A 17,483-nucleotide genomic window follows, 5' to 3' on the forward strand; every position below is an offset into this window, starting at 1 on the left:
ACGCGACGGTTTGTGGGTGTGGATGAAAATCAACTCCGAGGTAATATTCACTCACGGTTTCTCCTTCAAAGAACGACTCTGACTGGTCAAACTCATTGTAGTTCGACGCGGGAGAAACCGTCTTTATGACATCAGACGGAAATAACGGAACAAGCGGAGTGACAGCCTGATCAACCTTTCCGTTTGTTTCGTTATTTCCGTCTGTTCCGTAATCTCTCTTTTAGCTTTCTTCTTTCAAGCTTGCAGCGTTCTCTGCGGCAAATTTCAACAGCGCATGGCGGCCTTTGAGATTGAGTTTCTCGCTGATGTTGAGGCGGTGTTGTTCGACGGTGCGAATGCCCATAAACAGTTCGGCGGCGATTTCTTTGTTGGTCTTGTACTCGGCGACCAACTTCAAAACTTTGCGTTCGGTGAGTGTGAGTTGATTGAGCAAACAAGTTTGCGGCGGATTTTCTTGCGCCTGGCGCAAGCGCCTGAGCAGGAAACTGGTAAGTTGCGGGCTGATGAATGCCTGCCCGTTGATGACCGCGTTGAGGCAATCAATGACCTCTTCAGCGGCGCTGTCTTTGACCAGGAAACCTTTCACGCCCAAGTCGAGCGCGGCATTCAAAAACTGCTCGTCTTTGTGCATCGTCAGGAAGACGAACTGCAAGGTGAGGCCTTTTTCGCGCAGGACGGTAAGCACCTGAAAGCCGTCCGCCTTGGGCATGTCAATGTCTAGCAAGGCGACGTCGGCGGGCGCTGCCAACAAGCGTTCAATCGCTTCTGCGCCATCTTTGGCCTCGCCGATGACGACCATTTGTGGCGCAGTTTCGATGAGTTGGCGCAAGCCGCCGCGAAAAATCGGATGGTCGTCGGCGATGAAGATTTTGATAGTGTCAGGCTTCATTACAGTTTGGATGAGTTTTGCAGCCGCGTAGCGGCGACTTGAGTTTAGCCCGGCGTTTCAACGCCGGGAAAGGTTGGCATTGAACCCGCGCGCGTTACGACGCTTGAATTCAGGCGTCGCTAACGCGACGCGGAACGCTTACGCTTACCGTGGGTTGCAACCCACGTCTAAATTCAACTGTCGCTACGCGACATAAACGGAAGAGAGTTTTCATCCTTCGTTCTTCCGAATAATTATCGTCACCGTCGTGCCTTTGCCTGCTTCGGATTCAATAGCTTGCGTGCCGCCAAGCATCCGCACGCGCTCAGCCAAGCCGATCAAACCGAAACCGCTCGCTTGGCTTTCAACGACAGGGGCAAACCCGCGTCCATTGTCTTGGATGCGCGCCGTTACTTGGGTTTCGTTTTGCACGATGCTGATTTCGACGGCGGTCGCCTGTGCGTGTTTGATGACGTTGTTCAAGCATTCCTGGATCACACGATAAAACAGCACTTCGTCGTCTTTAGAAAACACTTCGTCAAACAAGGCGACGCGGGCATTGATTTGCAAGCCGGTCGCTTCACGGATGTTTTCGATCATCGCATTGATTGATTCGCGCAGCCCCAGCCGTTCCAGATGATATGGACGCAGGTTATAGGCGATGCCGCGCACTTCTTCCAGCGCTTGTCCGGTGGCGTGGGAAATTTCATCGAGTTGGGCGGCCACTTTCGCGCCGTCGTGCGCGACGCGCTTGCCGATGCTCGTGCGGTTTTTGATGACCAACAGACTCTGGCCCAAGCCGTCGTGCAATTCGGCAGCGATGCGCTTGCGTTCGGCTTCCTGCGAAGTGATGAGTTGGCGCGAAAAGGCGGTTTTGGCTTCGGCAATTTTTCGCATCTGCACCAGACGATAGTGAGCAATCAGCCAAAGCGTTCCGGTGAGCGCCGCCACTGCCAGCAAGCGAAACCACCACGTTTGATAAAAGTAGGGACGCACCACGACTCTGAGGCTTGCGCCCTCGTTATTCCAAATGCCGTTGGCATTGGCTGCAATGACGCGAAAGGTGTAGCTGCCGGCGGGCAAATAAGAATAATTCGCGCTGCGCTGTGTGCCGGCTTCCGTCCAATTATTTTCCAGCCCTTCGAGTCTGTATTTGAATTTGATCTGCGCCGATTTGAGCAGGCTCAGCGCCGTGTAATTGATTTCAAGCTGCGATTGCTGGGGACTCAATTCAAGGGATGAGGGATGAGGGGTGAGGGATGAACGCAAGGTTTGCGGATCAATCGGTTGGCGATCAATCGAGACAGTTTCAATGACTACAGGCGGCGGCAAGGGGTTCACGGCTTCGGCTTCGGGGTCAATGATGGCAACGCCGCCCATCGTCGGAAACCAAAACTTGCCGTCTTGGGCTTTGATGGCCGCAGGCAGCCTGCCGCCGTTGCATTCGGCGTTGAGCATGCCGTCTTTTTCGTCGTAAGAAACGCTGTTGAGTTTGGGAATCCTGCCGTCGGCAAAATCGTTGAGTTCCTGCTTGCTGACGCGCTGGAGGCCGCGATTGCTCGACATCCAGAAGTTGCCGCGTTTGTCTTCGAGGATGGCAAAGACGCCGTTATTGAACAGCCCGTGTTCAACGCGATAGTTGAAAAACCTGGCGTGTTTATAACGAACCAAGCCGTCGCCATAAGTGCCAAACCACAACACGCCGTCAGCGTCTTCATAAATCGCACGGACGAATCCTTTCGGACTGCCAGTCTCGGCGTTGCAACTGATAAACCTGCCGTCTTTGAATTGCGCCAACCCCTCAAACGTGCCTGCCCACAAATTTCCGTGGCGGTCTAGGTGGATGGTGATCACGTTCTCACTCGGCAAGCCGTCGTTGGTGGTGTAATGCGCGATTTCCTGGTCGTCCTTGTATTTGAATAATCCTTCGCCGGTAGCGATCCAGATATTTCCCGCGCGGTCAGCGGTAAAGTCGGTAGCTCCGTTTGGAAGATCGTTTTTACCGATTCGTTTTACGGACAAAGGTGCTGCAAAGCGCCCGAATCCACCGTAGCCTTGAAAGCCGAGCCAAACCCGCGCCCGGTCATCTTCCCACAAACCTCTCATATAAAGCGGAAGTCCCGGCTGGTAGTTCAAGCCTAAATCTGTGACCTTACCTCCCGCGTAACGGTTCACACCTTGTGTCGTGCCGATAAAAACATCTCCGTTTTGCGTTTGCAGGAGCGGATAGACCTCGTTGCTGTTCAGCCCGTCTTTGACGGAGAGCGTCGTGATCAGTTTCCGCCGCAACCGCCGCAAGCCCGTTGAAGTCGCCAACCAAAAATTGCCTTCGCGGTCAACAAGGCTGGCGGTCGCGCCGACCGCCTCGTTCAATTGATACGACGTAAATTGATTATCTTTGAAGCGCACCAACTGGCTCGGCTTGGGCACAGCAAGACCTGAAAGAAGGAACCAGAGGCCCCCTTCAGCGTCTTCCATTATCTGATTCGGAAAGAGTTCGTTTAAGGCCGGGATTTCCTTTTTCGCAAAGACGGTAAGCTTGCCAGCTTGCAAGCGCCAGAGTTCGAAAGCGGGGGATCTTTTTCTCACCCATAATGCACCATGCCGATCTTCATAAGGTGCAAGGCGATTGATGGCTCCTAGTTCTTCCACCGTTAAATTCAGCGGATAGGTTGTGACCTGTCCGTCTTGCTGCCGCGTAGTCTGGTTCGGCCCCATCACCCATTTGGCGCCGGATTTTCCCCAATAAATCTGCCCATAGACTTGTTTGACGTTCGGTTCTTTTTGGTCGGATGTACGCACCAACCGGTCGTCTTGCAGCGCGTAATATCCTTTGGCCGTTTCAAAAACGGCGTTCCCCTTGGCATCACTCACAATTGTCGCAATGGCCTCACCCGCCGCTGCAAAATCTGAATACGAACGAAAAACGCCATTCCGATAAACGGTCACTACATTATTTTCCGTCACTGCATAAACCGCGCCTGCCCGATCGGCAAAAAGCCGCGCAAAGCGATTATTGACGATGCCTTTGGTGTTGCCCTTGTCAAAGATCGTAAACCGCACGCCGTCAAACCGGGCCAGCCCGTCAAACGTGCTCAGCCACAAATAGCCATCCGGCGTTTGCACTACGCCGGTCACGGTGTTTTGCGGCAACCCGTTCGCCGTCGTCCACACATCAAAGCCGTATTCCTGTGCGTAAGCGGTTGCGTGTAAGTGGCCCAGCAGTGCCAGCAGCACGCAGGTCATTCGTCCGCTAAGTTTTCGCCCGTCAGAAAAAAGCATCTTTCTGCCTGTCGGTAAGTCAGGAGACCAAAGACTCAGGGTCTATTCATTCTAGTACTCCATCAAGCTGAAAATGAGGGATGTAGGGCGGGATTAAATCCCGCCCTACATCCCGGATGCGCTCTCAGCATCCATCACTTACAGCTTGATGGAGTACTAGGCAAGTGTTCGACAAGCTGCCAGCTTGTCGAAGTCCCGGCTAACGAACCATTGGCTTGACTGCGCCGCCCGCGACAAGCTGGCAGCTTGTCGGACAGTCCGGCAGCCTGAATGGCACGAGCATGAATAGACCCTGCCAAAGACCGGTAGTCACATTAGCTCAATCCTGTATTACAGAGGAAAGTCTTGCCGCACGACCAAAGCGATTTTGTGCTCATAACGCGCCGGTTTTACGCTGGCATCAGCCGCTCGAGCCAACCGGGCCTGGCAATTTTTACTGCCACCCATTCCCTTTTCAGTCTGTTTGCGGTATTTGCTCAACCACGATGAGCGCCTACGCTCGTTGCCCAATTCAATTCAACCCTCAACTTTCGCATCCGCCAGCGTCAGTTCGCAGTTGGCACGGAGGACACCATGAAGATAGGCCGCTTATTACTCGCCGGCGTGCTCGCGGGCGTCGTTGTTTTCATTTGGAGTGCGCTCTCGCACATGGTTCTGGGTCTGGGCGAAGCCGCCGTCAAATCGCTGCCCAACGAAAGCGCCGTGCTCACCGCGCTCAATCAAAATGTCAAGGCGCCCGGCTTTTACCTCTACCCCGGCGGGATGGAAGCCATTCAAAACGCGCCCAAAGACCAGCAGGAAGCGCTGACCAAACAATACGAAGAGGTTTACAAGGCGCAACCCCACGGCATTCTGGTGCTGACGCCGCCCAATGGCGTGGTGTACAGCTTCCCGAAATTGCTGCTCAACGAATTGCTCAGCAACATCCTGGGCGGCGTGATCGCGGCCTGGTTGTTGTCGCTGGCGCTCGGCGCGTTGCCCTCTTTCCTCGGACGCATCGGATTCGTCGCGGCGCTGGGCCTGTTCGCCGCGCTGGCCGTAGATTTTTCGTATTGGAATTGGTACGGCTTCCCGACCAAATATCTGCTGACTTCGTTACTGGACAATACGCTGGGCTGGGCGCTGGCGGGCGTGGCGCTGGCGCTGTTCCTCAAACCGCGCGCCTAACGCGAAGGAACACGCATACTCACAGCGACTCGGCGTAAGCCCGCAACGCCGCCGTTTGCACCTCGCGCAAGGCAACCAACTGCGCTTCCGCCGCCGCCCGACAATCTTCGTATTCAGGCGCGGCATTCACCACACGGCCCGCAGCGTTTTTGGCCAGCTTGATGCGGATCGAACCGTAGGGCGTCGCCACGGTCACGAATTCGCGCTGCAAAATCTCGCGCTGCTCCGTGCGGTAACGCAGGCCCAGCGTCGTCGTTTCGCGGAAGAGCAATTCGCACATGCGCGCGCGATCAGCCGGCTGACAGAGCAGCGTCAACAGCACGCCGGGCCGGTTCTTTTTCATCTGCACGGGCGTGTAAAACAAATCGAGCGCGCCCGCTGCCAGCGCCTTTTCCATGACGTGTCCGAGCACTTGCGGACTGAGATCGTCGAGGTTGGCCTCGATGACGGTGATGGTGTTGGGCGTGTCATCAAGGTGGGGTGCATCGCTCAAGAGTTCACCGATGATCGCGCGCAGCACGTTGGGGAATTTCGGATATTCGCGCGTGCCTGCGCCGTAACCCGTGCGTTCGATCTTCAACAACGGCAGCGCGCCGAAGCTTGCGGCCAACTCAGCCACCAGCGCCGCGCCGGTCGGCGTGACGAGTTCGCCCTGAATGTCTTTGGCATAAATCGGCACGCCTTGCAGCAATTCGGTTGCCGCCGGGCCGGGCACGGGATAGGTGCCGTGCGCGCATTTGAAGGTGCCGGAACCGACGTGCAACGGCGAGGCGATGATGCGCTCGATTTGCAGCGCCTCCAAGCCAACGCACACGCCGACGATATCCACGATGGAATCAAGCGCGCCGACTTCGTGAAAGTGGACGGCTTCGAGCGGGATGTTATGAATTTTGGACTCGGCTGCGCCTAAACGCTGAAAGATTTGCGTCGCGCGGGCCTTGACGGTTTCGCTCAAGCCGGACGCCGCGATCAGGCGTTTGATGTCCGATAGCGCGCGGTGGTGCGAATGTTCGCCCTCGCCGTGCGCGTGGGCGTGCGTATGTTCATGCGGATGCGAATGCGTGTGGGTGTGCGGGACGCTCTCGGCTTCAGCATGCGTTTCCAGCAACTGCACGTCGAATTTGGCGGCGGCGATGCCGCTGCGATCTACGCGCGTCAGGCTCAATTCGTAACCGGACACGCCGAGCTTCGCCAATTCGTGTTTCAGCAGTTCAAAGTCCAGCCCGCAATCCAGCAAGGCCCCAAGCAACATATCGCCGCTGATGCCTGCAAAACAGTCTAGGTAAAGAGTTCGTTTCATCGCGATTGCTGTAGGGCAAGCTGCCAGCTTGCCGCGGTTTGAAGGCCCTGCGCCAGGGAGAAGCCCAAGCCGTCTTGTTCACGGTTCACCGCAAGCTGGCAGTTTGCGGTACCGTTACGGCACGATCTGCACCGGCGTTTTGACCGGCAGCAGATCAAACAATTCTTTGATCGCGGCATTTTCCAGCGCGACACAACCGAGCGTCCAATCGTGGCCTGTGCCGCCGCCGTGAATAAAAATGTCGCCGCCCAGTTTGGTGTTTTGCGGCGGTTTGGCTTGTACGCGCAGGGCCGCGACGATGGCGTCGTGTTCGGCTTTGGTCAGCAGCCCGGCTTTCAACCCGGCGGCGGCATCGCGGGCGTTCGGGTAGCTTAGGCCTAGCGACAAGTAATAATTGCTCTTCGGATTTTTGTGGGTGAGGTAATAGTCGCCTTCGGGCGTCGCGCCGTCGCCTTGCCGTTGCTTGTGGCCCGCCGGATTGTGGCCGAGCGCGATGGGGAAGCTTTTGAACAATTGGCGCTGGCCGTTTTCGTCGCGGTAGACATAAAGCGTGCGTTCGGCTTTTTTGACCAGCACAAAGAATTGATCTGGTGTGGATGGATCTGGTTGACTCATTTGACGGGTGGAGCGCCGAGTGCTGCGGTGCGGGGAGCGGTAGCGACCTGGTGTCTTCGAGTTGCGCTCGTCTGAAGTCACCGGGGCGCTACCGCTCCCCGTACCGCACCGCCGCGCAATACTCGGTTGCGCCAATAACAAAAAGACAAGACAGAAAAACCAAAACTTCATTGCTGTCGTTTCAGCGCTCGCGCCGCCGCTTGCAACTGGCGTTTCGTCTCGGCTGGCAACGCCGTCCAAGGCACTTCGCGGAGCGCGGCTTCGAGCGCATAAAGCAGATTGAGGCTGGCGTTGAAACCGTGCAGGCGCACCTGCCGATACGCTTCGATTGCGCCGACCGCTTCCAAATCGGCGCGCGAATGAATCCCCACCGCTTGCAGCCATTCGCGCGAGACCGGCCCCAGGTTTTTCAACGCGTCGCTCACGGCTTGTAATCGCCCGCGATCACCGTCGTCGCGCGCGCGGGATGGAAGTACTTGCCGATGGCCGCGTCCACCTGCGCTTTGGTAACGGCGCGGATGAGATTGGGGTAATCGTCCAGATGCTTGACGCCCAGGCCGAAAACCTCGGCGCTGGCGATTTGCCCGGCGATGCCTGCGTTCGTCGCCAGTCCAACTTTGAATCCGCCGATCATCGAGGATTGTTCGTCACTCAATTCCGCCAGCGTGATGCCGCTCTGCTGGTAATCGTGGACGATTTCGAGCTCGGTTTCGATGGCGGTTTCGATGTTCGCGGGCGCGACGGTCACGCTGATGACAAACGGCCCGTCGGCAAAGCCCGATTCGGGAAAGCTGGAATTGATGCCATAGGTCAACCCCATCTCGTCACGAACCTTCAAGCCCAGCCGCGAGGACAGCGTGGATTGCCCGAGCGCGCGGTTGGCGATGACCGCCGCGTAATAATCCGGGTTGGCGCGGCGCAAGCCAGAGGCGTGGCCGATGACGACATTGCAATTCTGTTTGCCTTTCATAAACACGGTGTCGCGTTGCGGCGCGCTTTGCACGGGTGTCGTCGGCACCACAATCGCCGGAGCCGTCGCGCCCTGCCAATCCCCCAAATGGTCTTCGATCAGTTGGCGCACCTCATCGGCCACGACATCCCCAACGACCGCCAGAATCATCGTCGCAGTGCCGTAATGCTGCGCATAAAACGACTGCACGTCGGCGATCGTGATGCCTTCCAACTCACGCACGCTGCGTTCGGAGGGGTAGCGGTGAAAAGGGCTGCCTTCCTCAAAGACCAGTTGCGTCAGCCGTTCGTAGGCGCGCGCGCCGGTGTCGTCCTGATATTCCTTGATGCTGGCGACGTACTGCTGTTTCAGCTTATCAAGTTCCTCCGCCGGAAAACTCGGCGTGCGCAACATCTCGGCCAGTGTCGCAATCAGCATGGCAAAGTCTTTGGTCAGCGCACGCCCGCCGAACGAAGCGGCAAAGGTCAGCGCGTCAAAACCCAGCCGCGCGCCGCTGGATTCGAGCCGGTCAGCCAGTTCGAATTTGCTGTGGCGCGCCGTGCCTTTGTTAAGCATCGAGGCAGTGATATCGCCGAGCATATCTTTGCCCGGCGGATTGAAATACTCCCCGGCCATCAGGTAACCGGACATCGCCACCGCCGGGCTGGTATAATTTTCCAGCACCAACAGCGTCAGGCCGTTCGTGAGTTGATAGCGTTGGGTACGTTCAGCGAATGATTGATTGGACATGCTTTGATTGAAATTTGTGCGAACAAAATAGAATGAAAAAGAGGCCGACCGCAGTTTCTTTCATTCTCAATTCCTCATTCTCAATTCTCTTGCAGTAAAAAATCGTAACTACTCACTCCCTGGGAGCGCAGTGTTCCAGTCTGCGGGCGTTGCCAGAAGACGCTTTGGAGAACCAAGGAGTATGTCGCCACGGCTCGCAGCCTGGAAGGACTGCGCTCCCAGAAAAGGCAAAAATCAACGCCTTGGCCCGCTGCAAGAGAATTGAGAATGAGGAATTGAGAATGAAGAATGCTTCGTCCTCACGCTCGAACCTAATCCATTAAGCGCGGGGTTGATTGCCTCGCGCGCGCTGTACCGCATCATTCGTGGCGCTCGATCAAATCCCATGGATTTCCGTACAAGTCTTCAAACACCGCCACAATGCCATACGACTCTTCTTTGGGTGGCCGGACGAACTTGATGCCAGCGGCGACCATCGCTTGATAGTCGCGCCAAAAATTATCGGTCTGCAAAAACAGAAAGACGCGCCCGCCCGCTTGATTGCCGATGAAGGCGGCTTGCTCTGGCGTTGACGCGCGTGCCAGCAGCAAGGTCGTTCCGGTTGAACCGGGCGGCGCGACGATGACCCAGCGTTTGTCTTGGGCGGGTTGATAGGTGTCTTCGACGAGCACGAAATGAAGCTTTTGGGTGTAAAACGCAATGGCTTCATCGTAATCGCGCACAACCAGTGCAATGTGGGCAAGCGCCTGTTTCATCTCTACTTCCATCAAGCCGCCGCCAACAATTCTTCTTCCTCTTCAAACTCCGCTTCAGCTTCCGCCGGCAAATCGGCCAATTCCTCTTCATCCAGCTTCGGAATAAACCAGCCCACCGTGCGGGTGTCTTCGGTGAAATACGCGTTCGCCACGCGCTGAATGTCGGCGGGCGTGACGGCTTCGACCTGTTGGGGAAACTCGATGTAAGCCTGCCAGCCAGTGACGACTTCGGCTTCGCTCAGGCCGCGCACGATGCTCATGGCGCTGTCGCGTTGGTAGACCATCTGCGTGTTGATGATGTTTTTGGCCTTGCTTAATTCGGCCTCGCCGACGGCGGTTGTTTTGAGCTTTTCGACTTCAGCGTAAATCACGCGCTCGACTTCGGCGTGTTCGATGCCGGGGTTGAGCGTGGCTTCGATGGTGAACAGGCCGGGATCAATGAAGTGCGTCGAATGTGCGCTTTCGTCCAGCGCCAGTTGGGTTTCGACCAATGCCTGATAGAGCCGCGCCGTGACGCCCGCCGACAAAATGTGATCGAGCACGGCAAGCACGACGGCGTCTGGGTGCCTGGCTTCGGGAATGCGCCAAGCGACCTCGACGATGCCCAGTTGGCCGGGACGGCGCAAGATCAAACGCTGCTCGCCTTCCTGCGGCGGTTCGACCGTGTACATCGGCGGAATCGGATGCGGCGATGGTAGAATCGGCCCGAAGTGTTTGGCCAGCAGGTTCAGCGCGTGCGCCTCGTCAAAGTCACCCACCAGAATCGCAGCAGCGTTGTTCGGGTGGTAATACACGTCATAAAACTCTTTCAAACGTTCGGTCGGAATGCCTTCGACATCCGAACGCCAGCCGATGGTCGGGTGGTGATAAGGATGTTCGCGGAAGGCGATGGCCCAGAGGCGTTGATCCAGCACGCGGCTGGGTTCATTTTCGCCGCGCTCCATTTCGTTGCGCACGACGGTCATTTCGGATTGGCGGTCTTCATCAGCGATGAACGAGTTGCGCATGCGGTCGGCTTCCAGATGAATGGCCAATTCCAACTGATCGCTAGGCAGCATTTCGTAATAGCGCGTGCGGTCGTACCAAGTGTCGGCGTTATAGACCGCGCCCTGCTTTTGCAAAACGGCGGCGATTTGCGTGCCGTTTTGTTTGTTGTAACTCGGCGTGCCTTTGAACAGCATGTGTTCGAGCAAATGCGTCGCGCCGGTATGGCCGACGGCTTCGTTGCGCGAACCGACGCGGTACACGACCATAAAGGCCACCACGGGCGCGGACGTTTGCGGCAAGAGTAAGACTTTCAGGCCATTGGCATCGAGCCGGTATTCGGTGATGCCGTCGAGTGCGGTAATTTTGGTGAAGGCGTTTGTCATAGTTTCGTTTGCATGCTCAAAAGGCCAGTTCGACAATTAAAGCCCATCTTAACATAGAGGACGTGTTTTGCAGTTGCGCGCGCGCACCCTATAATCTGCCGCGTCCCACGAACAAACCGTACCACTTGACCAGGACTGCGGCGCTCCTCTGCATAGCTCATCGCGCGTTCTTTGCACAAGCGAGGCAGACAGCGGCTCGTAAACCGAATGACGCAAACACACACGACAACTCGCTTGTCTACCTCTGCCTACCGCCGCCAAAAGGTGGAATGGCTGTGTATGGCGGGTGTCTTGCTGGCGGCGTGCGGCTGGGTTGTCTGGCGCGGTCAAACCTTGGCTATCGCTGAAACTGCGCAACCACACTTAGTCGCCTGGCATGTTTACACCTCACCGGATATTGTCATCAGCCAGGTTTATGGCGGCGGCGGCGAACGCAATGCACCTTACAAAAACGATTTCATCGAACTCTTCAATCGCGGCACGACGACGGTCAATTTGGCCGGCTGGTCGGTGCAATACGCCGCCGCGCGCAGCATCGGCTGGCAAGCGACCGAGTTAACCGGTGCGTTGGCGCCCGGCCAATACTATTTGATCAAGCTGGCGACAGCGGGCACAGCCGGACAGGAACTGCCTGAAGCTGACACTATCGGCACCGTAGCGGTGAACGCCACGGCAGGCCGCGTGGCGGTGGTACGCGACACCGCGCCGTTGTCGGGGCTGGTGGTCTGCCCGACCGACCCGGAAGCCAATGGCAAGATCGTGGATTTTGTCGGCTACGGCAGCACGGCCTGTGCCGAGGGCGCGGCGGCCCCCGCACCAAGCGCTGTCACAGCCGTGTTGCGGCGCAATGCGGGCTGTGCCGACACCGATCAAAACGGCGCGGACTTCCTCACCGGCGCACCGTTGCCGCGCAGCACGGCGTCGCCATTCAATCCTTGCAACGGCGTGACCAATCCGCAGGCTGATTTGGTCATCAACACCATCACCAGCGGCGTGACGCAAACCAGCGGCGCGGCGGCGGCGCGTTTTGCCAACCTGCTGGCCCGCGCGAGGGGTTTTACCCAAACGCAAACCACCCCGGCCAGTGTGCCCGCGCGTGGTCTGCTCAGTTTCATTGTGACAGTGCGCAACAATGGCGCGGCGACTGCCGCCAATGTGACGGTGACAGACACGCTGCCAGCGGGGTTCGGCAACCTGCAAGCCAGCAACGGCGCGCTCATCACCGGTTCCACTGTGACTTGGCCCATGATTCCGGCGTTGCCGCGCGGGGCGAGCGCCAGTTTCACTGTCATCGCCACAGCGCCTGACCAGGCGGGCAGTCTCAGCAATGTGGCGCGCTGTACCAGCGACACCTTTGACCCGGACGCGACGAATAACCGCCGCAACACGCCCATTGAGGTGCTGGCGGGCGCGCGCTTTTCCAGCCAGGATGTGGTGATGGAACTGTTCGGCCCGCAACCCTGCTCGTCTTCATTTAGCGCGGAAGTGCGGCTGACCAATCGCGGCTTTTCAACCCAACCTGACAACCCCGATTCCGAATTCAACGCGCTCTTGCCGCCGGGCCTTACCGTCAGTTCATGTTTCGCCAGCAAAGGGCAGTGCCGCACTAACAGCGGCGGGCAGTCGGCGCGCTGGGACGGCTCAATCAGGGTCAACGAAACCGTGACGATCACGCTCAGTTTGCAAGTGCTCGCCAGCGGCGAGGCACCGCTCATCCCGTTTTGCGTGACGGGCAACGTCAAATTCGACACCGACAATGACGGCAGCAACGATGCTACCACCAGCGTGACGCAATGCGGCGAATATAGCTGTAGTTCTAAAACCGATCTGGGGCCGCCGTTGCCGCCCGCGACGGAACAAAGCGCGCAAAAGGCCGGGTCGGTGCTGATCTTCAATCTTTACACCTCAAACGCCTCTGACCCGGCGCGCCAGAACACGCGCCTCAGTTTGACCAATACGAATGACACAGCGCTCGCCTATGTGCATCTGTTTTTCGTCAACAGCGACACCTGTGCGGTCAGCGATGTTTACACCTGCCTGACGCCTTTCCAAACAACCAGCTTTCTGGCCTCCGATATTGACCCAGGTGTGACGGGCTATCTGGTGGCCGTAGCGGTCAACGCACAGTTTGGCTGTCCGATCAATTTCAATTATTTGATCGGCGACGCCGAGGTGAAATTGGCGTCTGGACATCAAGCCTCATTGGGTGCGGAAAGTTTTGCGGCCCTGGCCAATCCGCCCGTGCCATGCGACCAGTTTGTGCTGCAACCCAAACTGGCGTTTGACGGCGTGCATTACAACCGCGCGCCACGCACGCTGGCGATCAGCAACCTGGCGAGTGTCGAAGATGGGAATTCAACCTTGCTCGTGTTGAATCGGTTGGGCGGCGATCTGTCTGGCACGGTCGAGCCGTTGGGCAAGCTGGCGGGCTGGCTGTATGACGATGCCGAGAAACGCTTCAGTTACACCGCACAAGGCGGCTGCCAATTGCGCCAGGTGCTGTCGAATAGTTTCCCGCGCACCACGCCGCGCTATGGGCAAATCATCCCCAGCGGACAAACCGGTTGGCTGAAAATCTGGGCGGGCGAGGATTACGGCATCCTGGGCGCGGCCATCAATTTCAATCCGAACGCCAAATCGCTGCCGCGTCCGGTGAGCGGCGGCCAGAACCTGCACAAGCTGACGTTCACGAATGCGGCGTATTTCATTATGCCGGCCATCAAGCCACACTGCTGAACCAGGTGTGCCAAAGATTATTTTTCCGCTAACGCCGCTCGAATCGCCCGCGCCACTTGCCCGCCATGAAAGCGGCCATTCTCGATAAAAATCTTGCCTGTCTCTTTGCCTGCAATCACCACGCCCGCCAGATAAACGCCGCGCGCATTCGATTCCAGCGTGTCAGGGTCGAAGGCGGGCTTTAGCGTTGCGGGATCAATCGCAATGCCCAGGCTTTGCAGGAATTCGTTGTCGGTGTGATAGCCCGTCAAGGCAAAGACGAACTCGTTCGACAACGTGCGTTCTTCATTCGTCGCCAGGCTGCGAATCTGAATGGCCGCGGGCGTAATCGCCGTCACGAGGTGCTCAAAGTAAGCCGTCACTTCCCCGCTGGCGATGCGATTTTCGATGTCGGGCAGAATCCAGTATTTAATCGTGCGTTTGACCTGCGCGCCACGATGGATAAGCGTCACGCGCGCGCCATGCCGCACCAGATCGAGCGCCGCCAGCGCCGCCGAATTGCCCGCGCCAATCACGGCCACATCGCGCGCGTAGTACGGATGGGCGTCTTTGTAATAATGCGAAACCTTGGGCAGGTCTTCGCCGGGAATGCCCATGCGGTTGGGCTGATCGTAATACCCAATCGCGATGATCAATTTGCGCGCCTGGTACTGACGCGGCTCGCCCGTGGCCGCCACTTCGGTTTGCACGGTGAAATCGCCATCGCGGCCCGTCACGCTGACGACCTTTTCGTACTGATGCACGCGCAAACGATACGTGTCGGCCACGCGGCGATAATACTTGAGCGCCTCGATGCGATTGGGCTTTTCGCGTTCGCAGACAAACGGCAGATCGCCGATTTCCAGCAACTCCGGCGTCGTGAAAAAGACCATCTGCGTCGGGTAATGATAAAGCGAATTGACGACGCAGCCTTTTTCCAACACCAGGTAACTCAATCCGGCGCGCTGCGCTTCAATCGCACAAGCCAAGCCGGTCGGCCCGCCGCCAATGATGATCACATCAAAGATTTCCATCAGGGTTTGCGCTCCGGCGCTTTCAATTTCACGTCCTGCGTTTCGGTGCCAAAGCGTTTGAAGTCAGCGAACTCGAAGCTGTAATCCACGCCCAGCCTGTTGCCCGCCCGCTCAAAAAACGCGCGGTACGTGTCGCCATTGAGTTGCGCCTGGCGCGGCAACCAATAGCCATCCGGTAACGGCATTTGCTCGTACAACAACGCCGGTTTGCCACTGCGCACTGCCAGATCGCGCGGCCAGCCTTCCACACGCATCAGCACACGCTCTGCCGCGTCAATCCAAACCGTCCCGCTCAACTGTGCGAGGTAACGCAATTCGCCCGAAAACTGTACGCCCGTCATTGAACGGAACTCGAGACTGATGGTTTCGCGCCCGTCCAACAATGTCCGCCGCGCGTTCCCAAACTCGCACCCTTCCAACAAAGCGCGCACATTCAGTTGCACATCCGCGCCAAACGACCGGCCCACGCGAATCGTGAAGTACGCGCCCTTGCTGCGCGACTCTTCTTCCTGCGCGCGGCTGTTGTACTTTTGTGATTCCGTCTCCGCTTTCAACAGACGCTCTGCCGCTTTCTGCCGTTCTTTTTCGACCTTTTCCGGCGGCAGCGGCACGCCGTGCTCGGTCAACTTGAGCATCACGGCGCTGGTATTCCCCTGCCGTTTGAGCGTCGGAATGTACGACTCATACAGCTCAAACACTTCTTTCACCGCGCCTTGCTTGTCCGTCCGCCGCTCATGCCAGCGCAAGATATAGGTGTATTCCGAAAGCAGCTTGTCGCCTTTGCCATGTGCCAGCGTATCTTTGAGCAGGGCGTCAATATCCACGGCTTCCGGCGCAGCGGTTTGTGCGCCCACTGCCAGCGCCAACCATAACCAAAGACCGACAATTGCAAACAACGTCTTCACACAACCTCCTCTCCGTGGTGATCCGCAAAATAAAACGCCGGCCCGCACACCAACACAATCCGCAGCGGCTCCGCGCCGGTATTCACCAGCGTATGCCGCTGCCCCGCCGGAATGTAAATCGCATCGCCCGCGCCCACCGCGCGCACCTCGTCGCCCACCGTCATTTCGCCTGTGCCCGTCAGGATGTAGTAAATCTCTTCCAGCGCTTCGTGATGATGCGGCGTGACGCGGTGGCCGGGCGGCAAGGTTTCTTCAGCCAGGCTGCATTGCGTGATCGGCGCGGTCGTGCGGTCAATCAGCGGGCGGATTTGGGAACCGTGCGGTGTGTGCAGGATTTTGGCGTCGGCGCGATTGACGATCAGCATTGCTTAAAATACTCGCCCACGAAGTCACACTAAGCAGCACGAAGAAAAGGCCAGACACTCTGTTTCTCTTCGTGTCTCCTGCGTGTGACTTCGTGGGAAAACTACCTTCTCTCTAGTTCAACAACTTCGCGGTGATGGCGTCCAGTGTCAGCGCTTCTTGTTCGCCCGTCGCCAGATTCTTCAATCCATACACGCCCCGCGCCACTTCATCGTCGCCGATGATCAGCGCGTAACGTGCGCCCGCCTTGTTCGCCTGCGCCATTGCCTTCTTCATTTTGCGGTCTTCAAATTCGAGCAGCACCGACACGCCCGCGCGCCGCAACGCGCTTGCCACTTGAAACGCATGCTGCCGCGCCGCGTCGCCGAGATAAACGATGAACACATCCGGCGCATCCGCCGCGCGCAATCGTGCTGCTTCAGTGTCCGGCAACGACATCACCATGCGATCCAAGCCGAACGCAAAGCCGAAGCCTTTGGTCGGCGGCCCGTCCAGCGTCTCTGACAAACCATCGTAGCGGCCACCGCCCACAATCGTATTCTGCGCACCCAGGCCATCGCGTCCCACAATTTCAAACGCCGTGCGCGTGTAGTAATCCAGGCCGCGCACCATGCGCGGGTTGACTGTGTAGGCGATGCCACGCGCGTCCAGATGCGCTTTGAATTGGTCGAAGTGAGCGCGTGAGGCTTCGTCCAGCGCATCGGTGATCACTGGCAGCGTCGCGATCACCGCTTGGCAACTGGCGTTTTTGCAATCGAACACGCGCAGCGGATTTGTCGCGTAACGGTGTTGGCAATCGCCGCACAACTTGTCGAGTTGCGGTGCGAGCGCCACGCGCAACACTTCCAGATACGCCTCGCGCATCACCGCATCACCAACCGAATTGATCAGCAGCGTCGTGTTCGTAATTCCCAACTCTTTCAACAACCAGTCAAGCATCTCGATGACTTCGGCCTCGATGGCCGGGTCGTCGGTCGTGCCCAGCACTTCGACGCCGATTTGATAGAACTGGCGGTAACGCCCGGCCTGCGGGCGCTCGCGGCGGAACATCGGGCCGATGTAATAGAGCTTGGTCAATTCGCCCGCCGCTTTGTTAGCGAACATCTGGTGCTGGATGTAGGCGCGCACGACCGAGGCCGTGTTTTCGGGCCGCAGCGTCAGCGATTCACCGGCGCGGTCTTCGCGGGCGCGGTCTTCAAAGGTGTACATCTCTTTGTGGACGATGTCGGTCGCCTCGCCCACGCCGCGCGCAAAGAGTTCGGTCTTCTCAAAAATCGGTGTGCGAATTTCTTTGAAGCCGTAGCGGCGAAACGCTTCGCGCGCGACAGTTTCGATGCGCTGCCAGAGCGGCATGTCTTGGGGTAATAAGTCTCGTGTGCCTCGAACAGTTTGAATCATAGTGGTCAGTGG

At 57.8% G+C, this 17,483-nt stretch carries 14 protein-coding genes; 2 read left to right on the plus strand and 12 right to left on the minus strand.

Annotation, left to right across the window (positions count from 1 at the left end):
* Nucleotides 1-220 precede the first annotated feature (220 nt).
* Nucleotides 221-889, minus strand: coding sequence for a response regulator transcription factor (locus tag HY011_19045; protein ID MBI3425038.1), 669 nt, complete (start codon nucleotides 887-889; stop codon nucleotides 221-223).
* A 210-nt stretch (nucleotides 890-1,099) separates the two neighbouring features.
* Entirely contained in the window at nucleotides 1,100-4,150 is a 3,051-nt protein-coding gene (locus tag HY011_19050) for a hypothetical protein (protein ID MBI3425039.1), read from the minus strand.
* 573 nt (nucleotides 4,151-4,723) lie between these two features.
* On the opposite strand from HY011_19050, the gene HY011_19055 reads away from it, so the two are divergent.
* The gene (locus HY011_19055) at nucleotides 4,724-5,317 is read left to right on the plus strand and encodes a hypothetical protein (GenBank protein ID MBI3425040.1); all 594 of its coding nucleotides are present in this window, start codon (nucleotides 4,724-4,726) and stop codon (nucleotides 5,315-5,317) included.
* Between the two features lie 19 nt (nucleotides 5,318-5,336).
* Here the strand turns inward: HY011_19055 and larC are convergent, their stop codons facing one another.
* The 6 genes from larC to HY011_19085 form a co-directional block, all read right to left on the minus strand.
* Nucleotides 5,337-6,617: a nickel pincer cofactor biosynthesis protein LarC gene (gene larC, locus HY011_19060; protein MBI3425041.1), complete on the minus strand. Its 1,281-nt coding sequence runs from the start codon at nucleotides 6,615-6,617 to the stop codon at nucleotides 5,337-5,339.
* 114 nt (nucleotides 6,618-6,731) lie between these two features.
* Nucleotides 6,732-7,232, minus strand: a complete 501-nt coding sequence (locus HY011_19065; GenBank protein MBI3425042.1) for a L,D-transpeptidase family protein — start codon at nucleotides 7,230-7,232, stop codon at nucleotides 6,732-6,734.
* 167 nt (nucleotides 7,233-7,399) lie between these two features.
* On the minus strand, nucleotides 7,400-7,657 hold the full coding sequence (locus tag HY011_19070) for a TfoX/Sxy family protein (protein MBI3425043.1): 258 nt from the start codon (nucleotides 7,655-7,657) through the stop codon (nucleotides 7,400-7,402).
* On the minus strand, nucleotides 7,654-8,931 hold the full coding sequence (locus HY011_19075; GenBank protein ID MBI3425044.1) for an insulinase family protein: 1,278 nt from the start codon (nucleotides 8,929-8,931) through the stop codon (nucleotides 7,654-7,656). Before HY011_19075 ends, HY011_19070 begins: the two co-directional genes overlap by 4 nt.
* 359 nt (nucleotides 8,932-9,290) lie before the next feature.
* Nucleotides 9,291-9,686 carry a VOC family protein gene (locus HY011_19080; GenBank protein MBI3425045.1) on the minus strand — a complete coding sequence of 132 codons (396 nt, stop codon included), beginning with the start codon at nucleotides 9,684-9,686 and terminating at the stop codon, nucleotides 9,291-9,293.
* 11 nt (nucleotides 9,687-9,697) lie between these two features.
* The gene (locus HY011_19085; GenBank protein ID MBI3425046.1) at nucleotides 9,698-11,056 is read right to left on the minus strand and encodes an insulinase family protein; all 1,359 of its coding nucleotides are present in this window, start codon (nucleotides 11,054-11,056) and stop codon (nucleotides 9,698-9,700) included.
* A gap of 207 nt (nucleotides 11,057-11,263) precedes the next feature.
* On the opposite strand from HY011_19085, the gene HY011_19090 reads away from it, so the two are divergent.
* Entirely contained in the window at nucleotides 11,264-13,792 is a 2,529-nt protein-coding gene (locus tag HY011_19090; GenBank protein ID MBI3425047.1) for a lamin tail domain-containing protein, read from the plus strand.
* A gap of 17 nt (nucleotides 13,793-13,809) precedes the next feature.
* Here the strand turns inward: HY011_19090 and ypdA are convergent, their stop codons facing one another.
* The 4 genes from ypdA to HY011_19110 form a co-directional block, all read right to left on the minus strand.
* Nucleotides 13,810-14,805 carry a YpdA family putative bacillithiol disulfide reductase gene (gene ypdA / locus HY011_19095; protein ID MBI3425048.1) on the minus strand — a complete coding sequence of 332 codons (996 nt, stop codon included), beginning with the start codon at nucleotides 14,803-14,805 and terminating at the stop codon, nucleotides 13,810-13,812.
* Entirely contained in the window at nucleotides 14,805-15,710 is a 906-nt protein-coding gene (locus HY011_19100) for a hypothetical protein (GenBank protein ID MBI3425049.1), read from the minus strand. The genes ypdA and HY011_19100 overlap by 1 nt, the downstream gene beginning before the upstream one ends.
* Nucleotides 15,707-16,075 (minus strand): cupin domain-containing protein, encoded by a 369-nt coding sequence (locus HY011_19105; protein MBI3425050.1) that lies wholly within the window; start codon nucleotides 16,073-16,075, stop codon nucleotides 15,707-15,709. The genes HY011_19100 and HY011_19105 overlap by 4 nt, the downstream gene beginning before the upstream one ends.
* A 112-nt stretch (nucleotides 16,076-16,187) precedes the next feature.
* Nucleotides 16,188-17,471, minus strand: a complete 1,284-nt coding sequence (locus tag HY011_19110) for a histidine--tRNA ligase (protein MBI3425051.1) — start codon at nucleotides 17,469-17,471, stop codon at nucleotides 16,188-16,190.
* Nucleotides 17,472-17,483: the final 12 nt, after the last annotated feature.

The organism is Acidobacteriota bacterium, from assembly GCA_016196035.1.
Classification (GTDB): Bacteria; Acidobacteriota; Blastocatellia; order RBC074; family RBC074; genus JACPYM01.